This window comes from Candidatus Frackibacter sp. WG13 (genome assembly GCF_900114655.1).
Classification (GTDB): Bacteria; Bacillota; Halanaerobiia; order Halobacteroidales; family Acetohalobiaceae; genus Frackibacter.
On the sequence record NZ_FOTT01000015.1, the window covers coordinates 14354 to 33780 of the forward strand.

18 protein-coding genes and 2 riboswitches are annotated in these 19427 nt (G+C 34.4%); all 18 genes read left to right on the forward strand.

Going from position 1 to position 19427, the window contains the following annotated elements; all coding sequences use genetic code 11:
* Positions 1-6: 6 nt before the first annotated feature.
* Positions 7-450: an S-ribosylhomocysteine lyase gene (locus BM077_RS08780; RefSeq protein ID WP_090003507.1), complete on the forward strand. Its 444-nt coding sequence runs from the start codon at positions 7-9 to the stop codon at positions 448-450.
* A gap of 367 nt (positions 451-817) precedes the next feature.
* Positions 818-1816, forward strand: a complete 999-nt coding sequence (locus BM077_RS08785) for an ABC transporter substrate-binding protein (protein ID WP_089749544.1) — start codon at positions 818-820, stop codon at positions 1814-1816.
* Positions 1817-1846: 30 nt separating this feature from the next.
* A complete protein-coding gene (locus BM077_RS08790) occupies positions 1847-2740 on the forward strand; it encodes an ABC transporter permease (protein WP_089749542.1) in 894 nt (297 codons plus the stop codon).
* Between the two features lie 17 nt (positions 2741-2757).
* Complete coding sequence (locus BM077_RS08795; protein ID WP_089749541.1) at positions 2758-3555, forward strand: ABC transporter ATP-binding protein; 798 nt, start codon at positions 2758-2760, stop codon at positions 3553-3555.
* Positions 3556-3687: 132 nt separating this feature from the next.
* Positions 3688-3930 carry a hypothetical protein gene (locus tag BM077_RS08800; RefSeq protein WP_089749539.1) on the forward strand — a complete coding sequence of 81 codons (243 nt, stop codon included), beginning with the start codon at positions 3688-3690 and terminating at the stop codon, positions 3928-3930.
* A gap of 118 nt (positions 3931-4048) precedes the next feature.
* A riboswitch (SAM riboswitch) is annotated at positions 4049-4152 on the forward strand.
* Between the two features lie 58 nt (positions 4153-4210).
* Entirely contained in the window at positions 4211-5404 is a 1194-nt protein-coding gene (metK, locus tag BM077_RS08805; RefSeq protein ID WP_089749538.1) for a methionine adenosyltransferase, read from the forward strand.
* 311 nt (positions 5405-5715) lie between these two features.
* A complete protein-coding gene (gene priA / locus BM077_RS08810) occupies positions 5716-7959 on the forward strand; it encodes a primosomal protein N' (protein ID WP_089749535.1) in 2244 nt (747 codons plus the stop codon).
* Between the two features lie 47 nt (positions 7960-8006).
* Positions 8007-8444, forward strand: coding sequence for a peptide deformylase (gene def / locus BM077_RS08815; RefSeq protein ID WP_089749532.1), 438 nt, complete (start codon positions 8007-8009; stop codon positions 8442-8444).
* 33 nt (positions 8445-8477) lie between these two features.
* Complete coding sequence (gene fmt, locus BM077_RS08820) at positions 8478-9440, forward strand: methionyl-tRNA formyltransferase (protein ID WP_089749531.1); 963 nt, start codon at positions 8478-8480, stop codon at positions 9438-9440.
* The gene (locus BM077_RS08825; RefSeq protein WP_089749529.1) at positions 9440-10216 is read left to right on the forward strand and encodes a DUF116 domain-containing protein; all 777 of its coding nucleotides are present in this window, start codon (positions 9440-9442) and stop codon (positions 10214-10216) included. Before fmt ends, BM077_RS08825 begins: the two co-directional genes overlap by 1 nt.
* Positions 10217-10218: 2 nt before the next feature.
* Positions 10219-10914, forward strand: coding sequence for a zinc metallopeptidase (locus tag BM077_RS08830; protein ID WP_089749527.1), 696 nt, complete (start codon positions 10219-10221; stop codon positions 10912-10914).
* A 185-nt stretch (positions 10915-11099) separates the two neighbouring features.
* Positions 11100-12446, forward strand: coding sequence for a 16S rRNA (cytosine(967)-C(5))-methyltransferase RsmB (gene rsmB / locus BM077_RS08835; protein WP_089749525.1), 1347 nt, complete (start codon positions 11100-11102; stop codon positions 12444-12446).
* Between the two features lie 154 nt (positions 12447-12600).
* A complete protein-coding gene (gene rlmN, locus BM077_RS08840; RefSeq protein WP_090095222.1) occupies positions 12601-13653 on the forward strand; it encodes a dual-specificity RNA methyltransferase RlmN in 1053 nt (350 codons plus the stop codon).
* 36 nt (positions 13654-13689) lie between these two features.
* Positions 13690-14397, forward strand: a complete 708-nt coding sequence (locus BM077_RS08845) for a Stp1/IreP family PP2C-type Ser/Thr phosphatase (RefSeq protein ID WP_089749521.1) — start codon at positions 13690-13692, stop codon at positions 14395-14397.
* A gap of 24 nt (positions 14398-14421) precedes the next feature.
* The gene (gene pknB / locus BM077_RS08850; protein ID WP_089749518.1) at positions 14422-16425 is read left to right on the forward strand and encodes a Stk1 family PASTA domain-containing Ser/Thr kinase; all 2004 of its coding nucleotides are present in this window, start codon (positions 14422-14424) and stop codon (positions 16423-16425) included.
* A gap of 13 nt (positions 16426-16438) precedes the next feature.
* Positions 16439-17317 carry a ribosome small subunit-dependent GTPase A gene (rsgA, locus tag BM077_RS08855; protein WP_089749515.1) on the forward strand — a complete coding sequence of 293 codons (879 nt, stop codon included), beginning with the start codon at positions 16439-16441 and terminating at the stop codon, positions 17315-17317.
* A 2-nt stretch (positions 17318-17319) separates the two neighbouring features.
* Complete coding sequence (rpe, locus tag BM077_RS08860) at positions 17320-17967, forward strand: ribulose-phosphate 3-epimerase (RefSeq protein WP_089749513.1); 648 nt, start codon at positions 17320-17322, stop codon at positions 17965-17967.
* A gap of 88 nt (positions 17968-18055) precedes the next feature.
* Positions 18056-18188, forward strand: a riboswitch (FMN riboswitch).
* 128 nt (positions 18189-18316) lie between these two features.
* Positions 18317-19420: a bifunctional diaminohydroxyphosphoribosylaminopyrimidine deaminase/5-amino-6-(5-phosphoribosylamino)uracil reductase RibD gene (gene ribD, locus BM077_RS08865; RefSeq protein WP_255361606.1), complete on the forward strand. Its 1104-nt coding sequence runs from the start codon at positions 18317-18319 to the stop codon at positions 19418-19420.
* Positions 19421-19427 lie beyond the last annotated feature (7 nt).

Below are 19427 nucleotides of genomic sequence, written 5' to 3' on the forward strand. Positions count from 1 at the left end.
CGCAGAATGGATATCAAAGTAGAAAGCTTTCAGTTAGACCATACAAAAGTTAATGCTCCGTATGTAAGAAAAGCAGGTAAGATTGAGACTCCAAAAGGAGATATTATCCAAAAGTATGATTTGAGATTACTACAACCTAATGAAGGGGCAGTATCTACCGCAGCCTTACATTCTTTAGAACATCTATTAGCTGGTTATATGCGCGAAAGGATTGAGAATATAGTTGATATTTCGCCGATGGGATGTAGAACTGGATTCTATCTTATTGTAGTAGGGGAGCCTGCAGTTGATGAAGTTAAAGCAGCATTAATTGATTCATTAAAAGTTATATTAGAGACCGATGAAGTAGAAGCAACTACAGCTAAAGAATGTGGCAACTATCGTGATCATTCATTATTTGGTGCTAAAGAATATTCTAAGGAAGTCCTAGCTAACTTTAAAAACAAGTAATTATGATTGACTTTTAATAAAAAATTAGTTATAATTTGTAGTGTAGAGGTTAGGTAGTCTAACATAAGCTAGGATTAGTAGGAAATATTAGTAGGATTAGTAGTTAGATTTAGTAAGTAGTACGTTAATTAAAAAAGGGTAGTTAGGTTTTTACGGTGGGAGATAACTTATATATGCTATCTAAACTTATTATGCTTATTAGGATATTTATACATTAAAAGTATTAGAGTGTTAAATATTCCTAGTAAAGTATTCATAAGGGATAGTATATAATGTAGTTTGCCTATGGATAACTAAGGCACTCCGACTAGGAGTGTCTTTTTTTATTTTAAATTATGAACTTTAAAAGAGGAGTGAGTAGTTAACGATGAACTTAACAAAGAAGAATTTAATTGTAGGACTGTTAGTATTGACTTTGATTTTAACAGTAGTAGGTTGTAGTCAGAAAGCTAGTAATAATGCTGATGGTAAATTGAAAATAGGAGTTGTTCAGATTGTAGAACATCCGGCATTAGATGCTGCGCGGAAAGGTTTTGTTGATTACTTAAATGAAAACGATTATAAAGAAGGTAAAGATGTAGTTTATGACTATCAAAATGCTCAAGGAGATATGTCTAATGCACAAACGATAGCTCAACAGTTTAAGAATGATCAAGTAGATATGATTCTAGCAATAGCAACGCCAACTGCTCAGGCAGCAGCAAATGTTACTTCTGAGATTCCAATTTTAATTACAGCAGTTACTGACCCAAAAGCGGCAGGTTTAGTTAAAGATTTAAAAACGCCAGGAACTAATGTAACAGGAACTAGTGATTTAACTCCAGTTCGGAAGCAGTTAGAACTATTAAAGAAGATTAGCCCAGACGTTAAGGATGTAGGGATTTTATATAATGCAGGAGAAACCAATTCGGTAGTGCAAGCGAAACTTGCTAAGAAAGTAGCTAAGGACTTAGGATTGAACTTAGTAGAAGCAACAGTTAGCACGACTAGCGGGGTTTTGCAGGCAGCCCAGTCATTAGTAGGTAGAGTAGATGCATTCTATGTACCAACAGATAATACGGTAGCATCTTCTATTCAAGCAGTAGCTAAGGTTGCTTACGACGAAGACTTACCTTTAATTGTTGGTGAGAAAGGGATGGTTGAAGGTGGAGCTTTAGCTACTAGAGGAATCGATTATTATAAGTTAGGAAGACAGACAGGAAAGATGGCGACTAAAGTACTTAAAGGTGCTAATCCAGCTAAAATGCCGATTGAGTACTTAGAAAATACTGAATTAATTATTAACCAGGATGCAGCTAAAGAGATGAATATAGATCTACCACAAAAATTAGTAGATGAGGCGGCAGAAATTTTAAAAGTTAATTAAGTTTTATCAGTAAAGAATGGAGTGTTATATATGGCTTTGGATGTAATATTTAGTTCAATGGAACAAGGGTTAGTTTATGGGATTATGGCTTTAGGTGTTTACCTAACTTTTAGAATTTTAGACTTTCCCGACTTAACTGTAGATGGCAGTTTTCCTTTGGGAGCTGCAGTTACGGCTAAATTAATTGTTAGTGGTGTTGACCCAGTTTTAGCAACTCTGGTAGCTATAGTTATCGGAGCTTTAGCAGGAGTAATTACTGGTCTTTTGAATACTAAACTAAAAATCACTGGTCTTTTGTCAGGTATTTTAACAATGACTGCTCTTTATTCTATTAATTTACGGATTATGGGGCGGGCTAATATTCCTTTGCTTAATCAAGAGACGATATTGACAAAGCTAAAAGCAATAGGTCTTAATGGTGAATGGCAGGCTGGTATCTTCTTTTTAGTACTAATCTTAGCCTTAAAGTTTTTAGTTGACTGGTTCTTGCATACAGAATTAGGTTTAGCTTTAAGAGCGACTGGTGACAATAAACAGATGATTAGAAGTTTAGGAGTTAATACTGATTTTATGATTATTTTAGGTTTAGCTTTATCAAATTCGTTAGTAGCTTTATCTGGTTCCTTAGTAGCTCAATATCAAGGATTTGCCGATGTTGGGATGGGAATTGGAATGATTATTATCGGTTTAGCGTCAGTTATTATTGGGGAAGTAGTCTTTAGTGACCGAATTATTACTTTAGCTACTATAAGTGTAATTGGGGGTTCTTTGCTTTATCGATTAGCAATTACTGCTGCTCTAAGACTAGGTTTTGCTCCCACAGATTTAAAGATTGTAACGGCACTTTTAGTAGTGATTGCCTTAGGAGCACCGACTTTAAAGAAAGAGTTAGATTTCAGTTTTTTATCTAAAAGTAGCACGTAATTGAGGAGTGAAGTATAATGTTAAGATTAAAAGGTGTAAGGAAAGTATTTAATCAAGGAACAATTAATGAGAATATTGCATTAAAAGGATTAGATTTAGAATTAGCTACTGGGGATTTTGTGACGATTATTGGCAGCAATGGCGCAGGAAAGTCTACACTTTTAAACTCAATTGCAGGCAGTTTTGGTATAGATGCAGGTAAGATTGTAATAGACGAATTAGATGTGACGGGTAAGCCAGACTATAAGCGAGCCGGCTTAATTGGACGTGTCTTTCAAGACCCGTTACAGGGGACTGCTGCTTCTATGACAATCGAAGAGAATTTAGCCATGGCAGCTGTTAGAGGGAAAAAGCGTGGATTAAAGATAGGAGTCAATAAAGAGCGGCGAGCTGAATTTAAGGAGTATTTAAGTCTGCTAGGACTTGGTTTAGAAGATAGATTAACTGATAAAGTTGGTCTATTATCTGGGGGACAACGTCAGTCTTTAACTTTATTGATGGCTACGATTGCTAAACCCAAAGTCTTATTATTAGATGAGCATACAGCAGCTTTAGACCCTAAAACTGCTGAGCAGGTAATTCAGTTGACTAAGAAGATAGTAGTCAAGAATAATTTAACGGTACTGATGGTAACTCATGATTTAAACCAAGCATTAAATATGGGGAACCGCACGATTATGATGGATAGTGGTGAGATAGTACTTGATATTAAGAATCCGGCTAGAAAGCATATGACTGTAGATGATTTATTAGATAAATTTGCACAGAAAAAAGGAAAAGAGTTAATGAACGATCGGATATTGTTAGCTCAATAAAGTTATATTATTTAATGAAACAGAAGAATATCTCTATTAAGGAAGCTACTTAGCTTCCTTTTTTTTGATTAATTATTTCTAATAATGATAGAATAAGTATAAAGAAGATTATAAGCAAGAAGGTGAAGTAATATGTCTAATAATAATAAAAGTGGCGGGTATGTTCCGATTTACTTTACTCAAGATGAATATGATGCTAAGATAGTAAAATCTTGCTTAGAAGCAGGAGGATTTAAGGCTAGGATTCATCTCGATGCTCGAGTAGGCTATGGGATTATTATTGATCCTTTAGATAATATTAAAGTTTTAGTACCAGTTAATGAAGCGGAAGCTGCAGTAGAGTTTTTGACAGAATCTGAATTAGAAGTCGATTGAGGAGTAGAGATGAAAAAATTAAGATTAAAGGTGAAATTAAGGTTGATTTGGCAAAATATTAATTGACAAGTATTCGTGAATATGTTAATATGTTATTGTGTTTATAAGTACATATGGCATTACATCAAGAGAGGTGGAGGGACAGGCCCTATGAAACCCGGCAACCAGCATGAAAGCGTATGGTGCTAAGTCCTGCAAGGAAGATAACTTGAGGGATGTAGTAATTGTTAGAACATCTCTCCGCTAAGGAGAGAATTTTTTTATTTTAAGAGGTGATAATATGTCTAATAATCGTTATTTATTTACTTCAGAATCAGTAACTGAAGGTCATCCAGATAAAGTTGCTGATCAGATTTCAGATGCAGTTTTAGATGCTATTTTTAGCCAAGATCCAAATTCTAGAGTTGCATGTGAAACATTAGTAACTACGGGGATGATTTTGGTTTCAGGAGAGATATCGACTGATTGTTATGTTGATATTCCAAAGGTTGCTCGGGAAAAAGTTAAAGAGATTGGGTATACGCGAGCAAAGTATGGCTTTGATGCTGAGACTTGTGCAGTTTTAACTTCTATTGATGAACAGTCTCCTGATATTGCTATGGGAGTAGATGAGGCTTTAGAAGCAAAAGAAGGTGAAACAGAAGAAGATGAAGAATTAGGTGCTGGTGATCAAGGGTTAATGTTTGGCTATGCTAGTAATGAAACAAAGGAATTAATGCCTTTGCCGATTACTTTAGCTCATAAGTTGGCACAGAGACTAGCTGAAGTACGTAAGGATGACACATTACCTTACTTACGCCCTGATGGCAAGACTCAGGTTACTGTTGAGTATGAAGATGATAAACCAGTAAGGGTAGATACTGTGGTAGTCTCTACTCAGCATAGAGCGGATGTCTCTTTAGAACAGATTGAACGTGACATTATAGCTAAGGTAATCAAACCAATTGTATCAGAGGATATGTTAGATAAAGAGACTAGATACTTAGTAAATCCAACTGGTCGTTTTGTAATTGGAGGACCAAAAGGTGATGTTGGTTTAACTGGAAGAAAGATTATTGTTGACACTTATGGTGGAACTGCTCGCCATGGAGGAGGAGCTTTTTCCGGCAAAGATCCAACTAAGGTAGATAGGTCAGCAGCTTATGCAAGTCGTTATGTGGCTAAAAATGTAGTAGCAGCCGGTTTAGCAGATAAGTGCGAGGTACAATTGGCTTATGCGATTGGTGTTGCTTCACCAGTATCAATTATGGTAGATACTTTTGGCACAGCTAAGGTTGAAGAAGAAGTTGTTGAAGAACTAATTCGCAAGCATTTTGATTTGCGTCCAGCGAAGATTATTGAAGAATTAGAGTTAAGACAGCCAATTTATCAGCAAGTTGCAGCTTACGGTCATTTTGGACGTGATGAAATAGATTTACCATGGGAACGAACTGACAAAGCTGAGGTTCTGCGTGCCGAGGGACTAGACAATTAACTTTCAAACTAGAAAGCATAGTATAACGTAGGTTCACAGCCAGCTTTGGTTTTTAAGCTGGATGAGGACTAGACAATTAAACTTTCAAACTAGAAAGCATAGTATAACAATAAAAAATTGAGAATAAAAAGCTAGGCATAATATTATGCCTAGCTTTTTGTCATAGTAATTGGCAGTTGACAATTCTTTAATTATACTTGATCAATATTAGGTTTATCAACATATAAATCTTTTTTAAAGGAATATTGGTGTGGGTCTTGAATAATAATATTGGTGAGAATTAATGGTTTAAATAGAAGGTGGGCAATAATATGCAATTTAAATATGCGAAAGTAGTTGTGGATGTACCAGTTAGTGATGTAGATAAACCATTTACATATCTAGTGCCAATGGAGTTGAGGGACCAAATAGAGATTGGCTACGAAGTGGAAGTACCTTTCGGGCATCGTAATTTAACTGGTTATGTAGTGGGTATAAAAGAAGAATTAGACATAGAAATAGATAATTTAAAAGAAATAGTAAAGCTTAAAAGTTCTTTGCCGTTATTTAATAATGAGATACTAGCTTTAGCTAAATGGATATCGGAATATTATCAATCTCATTTAATTACTGTTTTGAAAGCGGTAATTCCGTCAGGACATAGGAATGAGAAGGAGAAACGAATAGTAAGGTTGAGTCATTCATTAGATAAAGTAGAAGAAAAACTAGAAAAACTTAATAATAGAGCTTACAAACAGAAAGAAGTTTTACGTTATTTACTAGAGAATCAGCATCAGAATTTAAATACAACAGCTTTAGCAAAAGCAGTAGACACTAGCTCAGGAACCATAAGGAGATTACATGAGAAAGGATTAATTACATATGAAAGAATGACAGTTAAACGGACTCCGTATTCAGAAGTTGATTTTGAGTCTACAGAACATTTAGAGTTGACCTCTGAACAACAGATTGCTTTAGATAAGATAGAAGGCCTATTAAAGGAATCTAATGCTAATACTATGTTATTAAAAGGAGTAACTGGTAGTGGTAAGACAGAAATTTACCTACAAGCTATTGATAAAACTTTACATTCTGGACAAGAGGCAATAGTTTTAGTGCCGGAGATATCATTAACTCCACAGACTGTAGAACGATTTAAAAGTAGATTTGGGTCTAAAGTAGCAATTTATCATAGTCGGCTTTCTGAAGGGGAGAGATATGATGAATGGTTAAGGATGAAAAAAGGGAAAGCTAGTATAGTAGTGGGAGCTAGATCAGCTATCTTTGCACCATTTAATAATCTAGGTTTAATAATTATTGATGAAGAACATGAGACTTCTTATAAACAAAGTACCCATCCTAAGTACCAAACTCGTGATGTTGCTAATAAAAGAGCAGAATTAAATGATGCACTAACTGTTTTAGGAACAGCAACTCCATCCTTAGAGAGTTACTATCAAGTTCAAGTTGGTAATTATAAGTTTGCTAATTTAGATAAACGAGTTGATGATAAGCCATTACCGCCGGTTGAAGTTATTGATATGCGGGAGGAGTTAAAAGTAGGGAATAAAAGTATGTTTAGTAATAAGTTAGCGGAAGCAATTGAGGATAGATTAGTTAAGAATGAACAGATAATCATATTCTTAAATCGTCGTGGCTTTTCTACTTTTGTTCTTTGTCGTGAATGTGGATTTGTTTTGGAATGTCCTAATTGTGATGTTTCATTAACATACCATGCTGACCAAACATTACTTCGCTGTCATTATTGTGACTATCAACGTGAAGTTCCTGACATATGTCCTGAATGTGAAAGTCGTTATATTAAGTATTTTGGTGTAGGGACGCAAAAAGTAGAAAAAGCAATTAGAGATGAATTTCCTACGGCACGTCTTTTGCGAATGGATGTCGATACTACTACTCGTAAAGGTGCTCACCAAAGAATGATAGATAGATTCAAAAATGAAGAAGTAGATATTCTACTAGGGACACAAATGATTGCTAAAGGTCATGACTTTCCTAAGGTTACGTTGGTAGGAGTAATTACTGCTGATACAGCTTTGAATTTTCCTGATTTTAGAGCAGCAGAGCATACATTTCAATTATTAACGCAGGTTGCTGGTAGAACTGGACGAGGGGAGGTTACTGGAGAAGTAATTATTCAAACTTATACTCCTGAACATTACAGTATTCAGCTAGCAAAAGAACATGATTATGAGGCGTTTTATGAGCTAGAAATAAATTTTAGAAGAGAATTAAGGTATCCTCCACTTTCTCATTTAATTAATTTAATTATTAAAGGTGAAGAAGAGGTGGCAGTTAGTAAGATAGCTAATCAATTAGGAGTGGTTTTAGAACAAAAGATTAAAGAGGATAATTTTAAAATAGATGTTTTAGGGCCAGTACCGGCACCTTTATCTAAGTTAAGAGGAGAATATAGGTGGCAAATTATTTTAAAAGGTGATAATATTAAACAAATGAGAAGGGTAAATCAACGCAGTATAGAAATAATAAATGATAATAGTAATTTAGGAAGTGTGACAATTAACGTTGATGTTGACCCTATAGGAATGTTATAATAAGTAAATAATATAATTTTGAAGAGGATAGTTAAGGAGGAATAGAAATGGCTGTTTTACCAATTAGAAAGGTTGGCGACCCAGTATTAAGAACGGATACTAAGCCTGTAAAAGAGATTACTGATAAGACAAAGAGATTACTTAAGGATATGGCTGATACTATGTATGATGCTGATGGTGTTGGCTTAGCAGCACCACAGATTGGTGTATCAAAAAAGATGTTTGTCGTTGATATAGGAGAGGGTTTAATATCATTAGTTAATCCTGAAATTATAGAAAGCTCAGGGGAAGATATTGATGAAGAAGGTTGTTTAAGCATACCTGGTGAAGCAGGAGATGTACTACGCGCAGAAAAAATAGTAATCAAAGGTTTAAATCCAGAGGGTGAAGAAGTTAAGATTGAGGCTAATGGCTTATTAGCTAGAGCTTTACAACATGAATTTGATCATTTAAACGGGGTTTTATTTATAGATAAGATGAAGTAGTTATTGTAATTTATAAAAGGAGGATTTAACTTTATGAAAGTTATATTTATGGGCACTCCTGATTTTTCGGTACCAACTCTTGATAGTTTAGTGGAAGCAGATTTTACTAATGTATTAGGAGTTGTTACACAACCGGACCGTCCTAGAGGTAGAGGGCAGAAATTACAGCCTTCGCCAGTAAAGAAGAGAGCATTAGAGAATGATATATCTGTATTTCAACCAGAGGATATTAATAAGGTAGAGTCTATTAATAGATTAAAAGAGTTATCACCGGATGTAATAGTGGTTGTTGCTTATGGTCAAATCTTATCTAAAGAAATTCTAGATATGCCACCATTCGGATGTATAAATGTTCATGCTTCATTACTGCCAAAATATCGGGGTTCTGGTCCATTACATCGAGTTATTATTAATGGAGAAGATAAAACAGGAATTACTACGATGTATATGGGAGAAGGACTAGATACAGGAGACATAATCTTAAAAGAAGAGATTGGCATTACAGAGGATGAAACTGTAGGGACTTTACATAATGAGTTAGCAGAATTAGGAGCTGAAGTTTTGATTAAGACTTTAAATTTAATCAATAAAGATAAAGCACCTAGAACTCCTCAAGATGATCGTAAAGCTACTTATGCCCAAAAGATAGAGAAAGCAGAAGGGCTGATTGATTGGACAGCTAGTGCTGAGGAAATCAAAGATTTGATTAGAGGGATGAATCCTTGGCCGGGGGCATATACTTATCATAAAGGAAAACGGTTAAAAGTTTGGATGAGTGAAATCTATGATTCTAAAACTAAGCCGTCAGTAATTCCAGGTACAGTAGTAGATATAGAAACGGAATCTGGTTTTATAGTGCAGAGTGGAGAGGGACAGTTATTGATTACTGAAGTTCAGCCAGAGAATAAACAACGGATGTCAGCTAATGATTACTTAAGAGGATATGAATTAGAAGAAGGTAATCTATTAGCAACTGACAAAAGTGTGAGTGAATAATGCCATTAAGTAACCAAGATAAACAGGATACGAACAAAAGATTATTTTTGATTTTATTAGGATTAACTTTATCATTAATAGGAGTTGTAGTAGTTGGCATCTGGTATTTAAATTTAGTAGGTCTTAATACTATTAGTCAAGCGATTCTATTAGTTCTTGGTTTAATTATTAGTTTGGCATCTATAATTATAATTATAGGTGTTTTAGGAATTATTATTACTATTAAGAGAGATGAACCTATCCCCTTACTCTTTATTCCGATGCGGATAGTAATTTCTTATCTATTTCCGCTAATTATCTATTTAGGTAAGCTATTAGGTTTTGATAAGTTAGAAGTACAGAATTCATTTATTCAAGTCAGCAATCAATTAGTTAAACCAGAAAATCTAGCAGTAAAACCTAAAGATGTACTTATGTTGCTACCACATTGTATACAGCAGGCTGAATGTCAGTATAAGGTTACAAATAATTTAGATAATTGTCGTCGTTGTGGGAGATGTCAGATAGAAGATATTTTAGAAATAAGAGATCAGTATGGAATTAATGTAGCGGTTGCTACTGGAGGAACTTTAGCTCGTAAAATAATTAAGGAATTAAGGCCTAAGGCTATATTGGCGGTAGCCTGTGAACGAGATTTAACTAGTGGGATTCAGGATATCTATCCAATGCCGGTAATAGGTGTAGTCAATATTAGACCTGAAGGACCATGTATTAATACTTTGGTTGATTTAGAAAAGATTGAAACAGCTTTAAATAAAATTATAAGGAGGGATTAAATATGTTTCCATTCTTTTATGATCCAACTTTTATTATTATAATTCCAGTTTTGATATTTAGTGCTTATGCACAATTTAAAGTTAAATCTACATTTAACAAATATTTAGAGGTTGCAGCTAGTCAGGGCTATACCGGTGCTGAAGTAGCTCGAGATATTTTACGGCGTAAAGGTCTTGATGATGTAACAGTTGAACAGACTAGGGGGAAGTTAAGTGATCACTATGATCCTAAGGCTAAGAAATTAAGACTATCATCAGAAGTTTATCAAGGAAGGTCTTTAGCTTCCTTAGGAGTAGCCGCCCATGAAACTGGGCATGCTATACAAGATGCGGTTGATTATGTGCCATTAAATTTTAGGAATAGCCTATTTCCAGTAGCTAGTTTTGGCTCGCAGTTAGGGCTTCCGTTGGCGGTATTTGGTTTTATCTTCTTTAAGTCACAACTTTTAGTTCAAATAGGAATAGTCGTCTTTAGTGCAGCAGTTTTATTTCAAGTTGTAACTTTACCTGTCGAGTTTAATGCTAGTTCTAGAGCAATTGATTTATTAAAAACCGGAGGTTACGTAACTAATGAAGAAGTGAAGCCTGCCAAGAAAGTTTTAAACGCAGCAGCTTTAACTTATGTAGCAGCGGCATTAGTTTCTGTTGCTCATTTAATAAGATTATTAATTATGTCAAGTATGTTGGATGATGAATAATTATGTTCTTTTTAATAGTATTAATTCTAATGTTCTTTCTGTTTCCTCCTCTTATATTACCGTTTCTTTTTTTTATATTTTTGATGATTCTATTTATTCCTTATAAATTTACTTTTGATTTGTTCTCAAAAGTTATTTGTAAAGACTAGTAATTTACAGGTTTACTGATTGGAGGCTATAAGATATTGCAGAAAAATGCTCGTCAATTAGCTGTAGAAGTTATTTATAGAGTTAATGAAGAAGGAGGATATTCAAACTTAACTCTGAATCAATTAATAAGAAAGTATGATATTACTGACCGTGATAAGGCTTTAGCAACTCAATTAGTTTATGGTAGCTTACGGATGCGTAATAGTTTAGATTGGCTAATTAATCAAGTTGCCAATCGCAAGGTAAAGAAGATGGATGGGTGGACTAGAAATATTTTGCGTTTAGGACTGTATCAGATTCAGTTTTTAGACGGGATTCCTGATGCGGTAGCCTGTAATGAGACGGTTGAGTTAGCTAAAGAATATAAACATCCAGGAGTAGCTAAGTTTGTTAATGGTGTCTTAAGAAATATATTACGCAGATTAGATTCATTACAGATGCCTAGTATTGAGGATGATCCTGTTCAACATATTAGGTATAAGTATTCATTTCCGCAGTGGCTGGTAGAAAGATGGGTTAAAAGGTATGGAGTTAAAGCAACAATAGAAATCTGTCAAGCTTTCAACCAGATTCCAAATACTGTGATTAGGAGGAATCAGTTAAAGGTAAGTAAGCCTGATTTAGTAGACAGTTTAAGTAAGAATGATATTGAAGTAGAGGAGATTAATAATATTCCGCAAGCATTTAAGATTGCTAATTATTCTTCATTATCCGATTTAGATACCTTTCAATCTGGATGCTTTCAAATTCAAGGCTTAGCATCAATACTGACTGGACACATTGTAGCGCCTAAGCCTGGGGAAAGAGTATTAGACCTGTGTAGTGCCCCAGGGGGCAAGACTACTCACCTAGCAGAGTTGATGGATAATCAAGGTAAGATAATAGCCAATGAGTTACATGAACATAAGCTTTCGTTAATTGAAGAGAACTGTAAGCGATTAGGTATTGAGATTGTTAATGTTAAAATTGGTGATGGTCGAAAAGTAGAGTTTGCAGATTCTTTTGACCGAATATTAATTGATGCTCCTTGTTCTGGTTTAGGAATGATTGCTAAAAAACCGGAAATTAAGTGGCAGAAGAAACCTCAGGATATTAAGCAATTAAAGGATATACAATTAGAATTATTAACGGCTGGAAGCGGGTTTTTAAAAGAAGGTGGGGAGTTAGTTTATAGTACCTGTACAATTACTGAGGCAGAAAATATAGAAGTCGTCAAAGAATTTGTGAGTAATAACTCAAACTTTGAATTGGTTAATCTAAAATCACAAGTTAAAGAGTTTGGTATTGATTCAGAATTTATTAATGAAGGTACTATTCAGTTATTACCTACTTGGCAAGAGAATGAAGGTTATTTTGTAGCTAAATTAAGAAGAATAAGCTAGATTGTACTTTAATAGTATATCTTATTTATAAGCGTGGAATAATAGTATCTAACTTAGATAAATTATTATTTTAAGGGACTATATGAATATGAGCAATTAATTATGTAAGAGTCTTAATTATATAAATGCTTTGTGTTAAAGAAAGGAAGATAGAATGAGTAACAAGGTCGATATTACATCTTTAAATTTTGATGAACTAGAAGACTTAGTAACTGATTTAGGTGAAGCTTCTTTTAGAGCTAAGCAGATTGCTAATTGGACTTATAAAAAGGGAGCTATCGATTTTGATGGGATGACTAATTTAAATCAAGAGCTACAAGATAAGTTGAACGAGGTGGCTTATATTAGTCAATTAAAGGAAATAACTAGAGCTGAGTCAAAAGATGGCACTATTAAATTTTTATTTGAATTAATAGATGGGAAACGGATTGAGACTGTTTTGATGCCTTATAAAGACGGCAGAAATAGTGTCTGTGTTTCTACCCAAGTTGGCTGTGGAATGGGATGTAATTTTTTTGCTACTGGCCTACAAGGTTTAGAGAGAAATCTAACTACTGGTGAAATAGTAGGTCAGGTTTTAACGGTACAACGCCTAATTAGTAAAGGTGAATTTGGTACTCCGCCGGTAACTAATATTGTTTTTATGGGAATGGGAGAACCTTTAGCAAATTATGATAATCTATTATCAGCAATAAATCTTTTAAATGATGAAAAAGGATTAAATATTTCTATGCGGAGAATGACTATTTCAACCTGTGGATTAGTTCCAAAGATTGAGAAACTAGCTGATGAGCAGTTACAAGTAGTATTAGCAATCTCTTTACATGCTGCCAATGATAGATTAAGAAGTGATATGATGCCGATTAATGAAGAGTATCCACTATCGGAGTTAGTTGGTGCTTGTCAATATTATATTGAAAAGACGAATCGAAGGGTGACCTTCGAATATGCTTTAATAGATGGGGTTAATAATAAGCCAAAGGATGCTAAATCTTTAGCTAATTTATTATCAGGATTACTATGTCATGTTAATCTAATTCCTATTAATCCTGTTGATGAATTAGAATTAGTTCGTCCTGATAGAAGGGATATTAAGAGGTTTAAAGATGTGCTTTCTAAATCTGGAATTGAAGCTACTGTAAGGGTTGAAAGAGGGAAGGATATAGATGCTGCTTGTGGTCAATTAAGAGCTAAGCAAGATAATTAAGCTTATAATTGTTAAGTGTTAAATGAGGTGAACTGTATGGAGTATGGACTTGAATCTAGTTGTGGTCAAGTTAGAGATTCAAATGAAGATAATTATTTACAATTAATAAGACCTTCCTTTGCTCTATTTGCTGTAGCAGATGGAATGGGAGGCCATAATGCTGGGGAAGTAGCCAGTTCAATAGCTGTTGAGGTTTTAAGAGAATATGACTTTGAATTGGATAATATAGTGCCAAGTGTCTATGAAGTAATTGAATCAATTAATAGAAGAATTTTAGAAGAAGCTAAAACTAATGCTGAGTATCAAGGTATGGGAACTACTTTGACTATGACAATCTTAATTGATGATAAATTGTATATTGGACATGTGGGAGATAGTAGGGCTTACTTATTACGTGACAAAGAGTTTAAACAATTAACCGAGGATCATTCATTAGTGAATCAATTAGTAAAAAGAGGAGAGATTACTCGGCAGGAGGCTAGAAATCATCCGCAAAACAATATATTATTGCAGGCTTTAGGTACAGATACAGAAGTGGATATTGATATACTTGAAATTGATATAAGAGAGAATGACCTTTTTTTATTGTGTACTGATGGCTTAAACTGTATGTTAGAAGACCGGAAGATTAAAAGTGTATTATTAGAATCAGGTGAGTTAGAAGAAAAAGCAGAGAAACTAGTACAATTGGCTAATAAATATGGTGGTCATGATAATATAACGGTGGTTCTCTTTAATAGTTAAGAGTTAAATATAGAGGTGACTTTAATGATTGGTGAATATTTAAATAATCGCTATCAAATAAAAAAGAAGATTGGTGAAGGAGGAATGGCCTTAGTTTATGAAGCTAAGGATAAGCTACTTAATAGAAAAGTAGCTATTAAGGTGTTGCGTTCCCAATTTGCTAATGATACAGAATTTGTGGAGCGTTTCAGACAGGAAGCACAGGCGGTAGCTAGCTTCTCACATCCTAATATTGTTAATATCTTTGATATTGGTAAAGATAACGGGACTCATTATATTGTAATGGAGAATGTAAAAGGAGAAACTTTAAAGGAACGAATTGAACAAGAAGATAGATTAGATGTTGTTATGGCTCTAGAGATTACTAAACAGATTTCTGAGGCTTTGGTGGTAGCTCATCGTAAACAGATCGTTCACTGTGATATCAAGCCAGCTAATATCTTATTAACACCAGAAGGTAGAGCAAAATTGACTGATTTTGGGATTGCTAGAGCTTTAACTTCAGCAACTTTAAAGCAAACAGAGACAGTAATCGGTTCTGCTCACTATTTTTCTCCTGAACAGGCTAAAGGAGATAAGATTGATGACCGTTCTGACATTTATTCATTAGGAGTTGTTTTATATGAAATGGTTACAGGAGAGGTGCCTTTTAAAGGTGAAACACCTGTTTCGGTAGCTTTAAAACATATTAAAGACAAACCTACGTTACCCACTAAAATTAATCCAAATTTATCGTTAGAAGTTGAGTCCATCATTTTAAAAGCTCTTAATAAAGAATCACGGAAGCGTTATAGTAGTATAGTAGAAATGTTAGAAGCGATTAAGATAGTTATTAATAATAAGAATTTTACTAGTCAAGCTCTTAATTCAAATGATAAGATGGATTTAAACCAAAAGACAATAGTAGTTGATAAGAATGACTATCCAACAGATATCCTAGATAAAGAAGAGTTACAAGAAGAGATAGAAAAAGATGAGTCCCAAAAAGAATCAACAATAGAGAACAATAAACAAGATGATGGTATGGTAGAAAAAAGAAATAATGCAAAGAAGAAAAGGACAAAAAAGGCTCCTTTTTTGAAAAGGAATTGGAAGAAAGTAATTGGAGCCTTAATCTTAATTTTAATTATCGGCAGTTCAGTATGGGGTTATTATCAAGTTATGGACTTTTTAAATGTACCTATAGTTAAAGTTCCTGATTTAATAGGTAAAGATTTAAAAAGTGCTCGGGAAGAATTAGCAAAAGAAGGATTAAAGTTAGAAATTTATAATCGTAATTATAATAATCAAATTCCTGAGGGCCATATCATATCACAGTATCCTAAGCAAGGTAAAGAAGTAAAAAGCAATCGGGATATCAGTGTGGTTGTTAGTAAAGGGGCTAGACTTACGGAAGTACCAAAAGTAGTTGAGAAGACTTTAAGAGAAGCAAAAATCTCTTTAGATGAGGCCGATTTAAAATTAGGTAAAGTTACTTTTGTCTTTAATGATCAGATAGAAAAAGGTTTAGTTATTAATCAAGATCCTAGTTCACAAGCGAAAGCTAAGATTAATAGCAAAGTAAATCTAATTGTTAGCAAAGGTAAGAAGGCTAAACCGGTAGTAGTACCAAATTTAGTTGGTTTAAATGAAGAGAATGCTAAACAGAGATTGAGGAATTTAAATCTAATTATTGGCGAAGTAAAATATCAAGAAAGCTTAAATTATTTTAAAGGTCAAGTAATGGCACAAGAACCTAAGGCAAGCACAAAGCTTTCGGCAGGTTCTCCGGTTAACCTAACAATTAGTAGTGGCATTAGAAATCTTTATGGTTCTGAAGTGCATCAATTTAGAGTTAGGATTAATATTAATCCTGGACAGGAAGACCAACGGGTAAAGATTGTTGTTAATGATGATAATGGTAGACGAATCATCTATAATAAATTACATCATCCAGGAGACTTAGTAAATAAGAAAGTAATTAGTGTTGGCTCAACAGTAGTTCAAGTCTTTATTAATAATTCATTAGTTAGAGAACAAAGGTTATAATGGAGGATGATTAATGAAAGAAGGAAGGATAATTAAAGCATACGCTGGATTTTACTATGTTCTGGGGTTTAATGATCACAAACTATATGAAACCTCATTACGTGGACGGTTTAAAAAATCAGATGTAGAATTTTATGTGGGAGATAAAGTAAGGTTTTCAGTTCTTAATGAAGAAGAAAGAGTTGGTGTAGTAGAAGAATTAATACCAAGGACAATAAAGCTAGAAAGACCAGCAGTGGCTAATGTAGAACAGGTTGTATTGGTATTTGCTACTAAACATCCAGAATTAGATTATAAGTTATTGGACCGATTCTTGCTATTAGCAGAGGCATATGATTTAGAAGTACTTTTATCTTTGAACAAAGTAGATTTAATCGGTTTAGAAAGAGCCAAAGACTTAATGGCGCATTATGAAGAAATCGGTTATCGAGTAGCCTATACAAATGCCAAGAGTAAAGAAGGTATAGATGATTTAAAACAGATGTTAGCAGGGAAATTATCTGTATTTGCAGGTCCTTCTGGAGTAGGAAAGTCAACTTTATTAAACTTGTTAAATCCAGAGGCCGATTTAAAAACCGGAGAAATTAGCGAGAAGTTGAAGCGAGGGAAGCATACTACTAGACATGTGGAACTAATTAAGCTTGATAATGATGGTTTAGTAGCTGATACCCCAGGGTTTACTGCTTTAGATATTAATTTTATATCTCCTCGACAGTTACCTTATTTATTTAGGGAGATGTGGGACTATATTCCTAATTGCAAATTTAATAACTGTATTCATCAACATGAGCCTAAATGCAGGGTTAAGGAAGCGGTAGAAGAAGGAGATATTTCTCAATTAAGATATGATAATTATTTGAGTTTTTTAACTGAAGTACAAGGAGGAAATTAGTAATGATTAAGATTGCACCATCAATTTTATCAGCGGATTTTAGTAATTTGGAGGAAGAGATTAAGCGAGTTAGTAATGCAGAGTATCTGCATATAGATGTAATGGATGGTCATTTTGTACCTAATATTACGATGGGGCCGATAGTTGTTGATGCTATTAAGGATAAGACAGATAACTTATTAGATGTTCATTTGATGATCGAAAATCCTGATAATTATATTGAAGGCTTTGCTAATGCGGGTGCAGAGTTGATTACAGTCCATGCTGAAGCTTGTCCTCATTTACATCGTACTGTTCAGAATATTAAAGAACAGGGAGTACAAGCAGGAGTAGCTTTAAATCCGGCTACGCCATTGGCTTTATTAGAAGATATACTTCTGGATATCGATTTAGCATTATTAATGACTGTTAATCCTGGTTTTGGAGGGCAGAAGTTTATTCAGAATATGGTTCCAAAGATTAAAAGGTTACGAAGACAGATTGAAGAAGCAGATTTAGCTTTAGATATTCAGGTTGATGGCGGGATTAAACCCCATAATATAAAGCGAGTAGTAGAGGCAGGAGCTAATGTGATTGTAGCCGGCTCGGCGGTCTTTGGTGCTAATAATCCTGGACAAGCTGTTGAAGAATTAAAAGAGAGTGCAAAATAATAACAGCTATTAAATAAAAAAAGATGGAGAAAAGAAGGATTTATGCGTTAATTATAGAATAATTAGAGTGATAGTTATAATTAAATATTAAATATTTCGGGATTAGGTGCAATTCCTAACCGGCGGTGATGTCTTTTATTGATTAAGTCCGCGAGCCATTAAGTGGTTGATTTGGTGAGAATCCAAAACCGACAGTAGAGTCTGGATGTGAGAGGTATATTTATAGGTGTGTTATGCCTGTGTAATTTTTTTAATTCCCGGAATTATTTCGGGAATTTTTAATTTTTACAGAAGAAATTAGGTATAGATTAAAATAATATAGAAACTTTGCAAGAAATGAGGTGTTAAAGTGAAAGAGCGTGATTATATGGAGTTAGCATTAGAATTAGCAGCAAAAGCTAAAGGACGAACTACACCGAATCCTATGGTAGGAGCGGTAATAGTGAAGGATGGTCAGATAATAGGTCAGGGCTATCATAAGCAAGCTGGAAGTCCCCATGCAGAAGTTAATGCTTTGCAAGATGCTGGAGATATGGCAGAAGGGGCTACAGTTTATGTTACTTTAGAGCCTTGCTCTCATTATGGTAAGACTCCTCCGTGTACTAAGGCTTTGATTGAAGCGGGAGTAGGTAGAGTAGTAACTGCTATGGAAGACCCTAACCCTTTAGTAGCTGGCAGTGGTTTAGAAGAGTTAGCAGCAGCAGGGATAGAAGTGGAAAGTGGATTATTAGAAACGGAAGCCCAAAAATTAAATGAGGCCTTTATTAAGTATATTACTGAGGAGAAACCATTTGTGATTTTAAAGAATGCTATGACTCTTGATGGTAAGATTGCTACTAGAACAGGTGATGCTAAATGGATTAGTAGTCCTGATTCACGACAGTATGTACATCGGTTAAGGGATGAAGTAGATGGTATCTTAGTTGGGATTGGTACTGTATTAGCTGATAATCCAAGATTAACAACAAGGCTACCTAATAAAGAGGGTGAAGACCCAATTAGGATAGTATTAGATAGCAGATTAAGAATTCCTTTGAACTATAACCTTATAACTCAAGAATCTGAAGCGGAAACGATAATAGCTACTACTGAATTAGCAGATAAAGAGAAGATTAAGCAATTAAAAGAGCTAGGTGTTAGAGTTTTAATCTTACCGTCTGAAGATAATAGAGTGGATCTTGATTCATTATTGTTAGAACTGGGTAAATTAGAAATAGTTAGTCTGTTAGTAGAAGGGGGAAGTCAGATTAGTGCTTCTTTCTTATTTTCTGGATTAGTAGATAAGATTCTTTACTTTATTGCACCAAAGATCATTGGTGGTGAAAAAGCAGCTAGTGTAGTAGGTGGGAAAGGTGTTGCTAAGGTAGCAGATGGAATTGTGATTAAAGAACGTCAGATTTCAAATGTTGGAGATGATCTATTAATAACTGGTTATCCTGTCAATAGGAGGTGACTTAGTT

Bases quoted from the DNA above. Each gene is read 5' to 3' on its own strand.
- BM077_RS08825 (WP_089749529.1), top strand. From the start codon at position 9,440: ATGCCATTAAGTAACCAAGATAAACAGGATACGAACAAAAGATTATTT.
- BM077_RS08795 (WP_089749541.1), top strand. From the start codon at position 2,758: ATGTTAAGATTAAAAGGTGTAAGGAAAGTATTTAATCAAGGAACAATT.
- BM077_RS08830 (WP_089749527.1), top strand. From the start codon at position 10,219: ATGTTTCCATTCTTTTATGATCCAACTTTTATTATTATAATTCCAGTT.
- BM077_RS08785 (WP_089749544.1), top strand. From the start codon at position 818: ATGAACTTAACAAAGAAGAATTTAATTGTAGGACTGTTAGTATTGACT.
- rpe (WP_089749513.1), top strand. From the start codon at position 17,320: ATGATTAAGATTGCACCATCAATTTTATCAGCGGATTTTAGTAATTTG.
- BM077_RS08790 (WP_089749542.1), top strand. From the start codon at position 1,847: ATGGCTTTGGATGTAATATTTAGTTCAATGGAACAAGGGTTAGTTTAT.
- pknB (WP_089749518.1), top strand. From the start codon at position 14,422: ATGATTGGTGAATATTTAAATAATCGCTATCAAATAAAAAAGAAGATT.
- BM077_RS08845 (WP_089749521.1), top strand. From the start codon at position 13,690: ATGGAGTATGGACTTGAATCTAGTTGTGGTCAAGTTAGAGATTCAAAT.
- BM077_RS08780 (WP_090003507.1), top strand. From the start codon at position 7: ATGGATATCAAAGTAGAAAGCTTTCAGTTAGACCATACAAAAGTTAAT.
- priA (WP_089749535.1), top strand. From the start codon at position 5,716: ATGCAATTTAAATATGCGAAAGTAGTTGTGGATGTACCAGTTAGTGAT.
- fmt (WP_089749531.1), top strand. From the start codon at position 8,478: ATGAAAGTTATATTTATGGGCACTCCTGATTTTTCGGTACCAACTCTT.
- metK (WP_089749538.1), top strand. From the start codon at position 4,211: ATGTCTAATAATCGTTATTTATTTACTTCAGAATCAGTAACTGAAGGT.
- rsgA (WP_089749515.1), top strand. From the start codon at position 16,439: ATGAAAGAAGGAAGGATAATTAAAGCATACGCTGGATTTTACTATGTT.
- rlmN (WP_090095222.1), top strand. From the start codon at position 12,601: ATGAGTAACAAGGTCGATATTACATCTTTAAATTTTGATGAACTAGAA.
- def (WP_089749532.1), top strand. From the start codon at position 8,007: ATGGCTGTTTTACCAATTAGAAAGGTTGGCGACCCAGTATTAAGAACG.
- BM077_RS08800 (WP_089749539.1), top strand. From the start codon at position 3,688: ATGTCTAATAATAATAAAAGTGGCGGGTATGTTCCGATTTACTTTACT.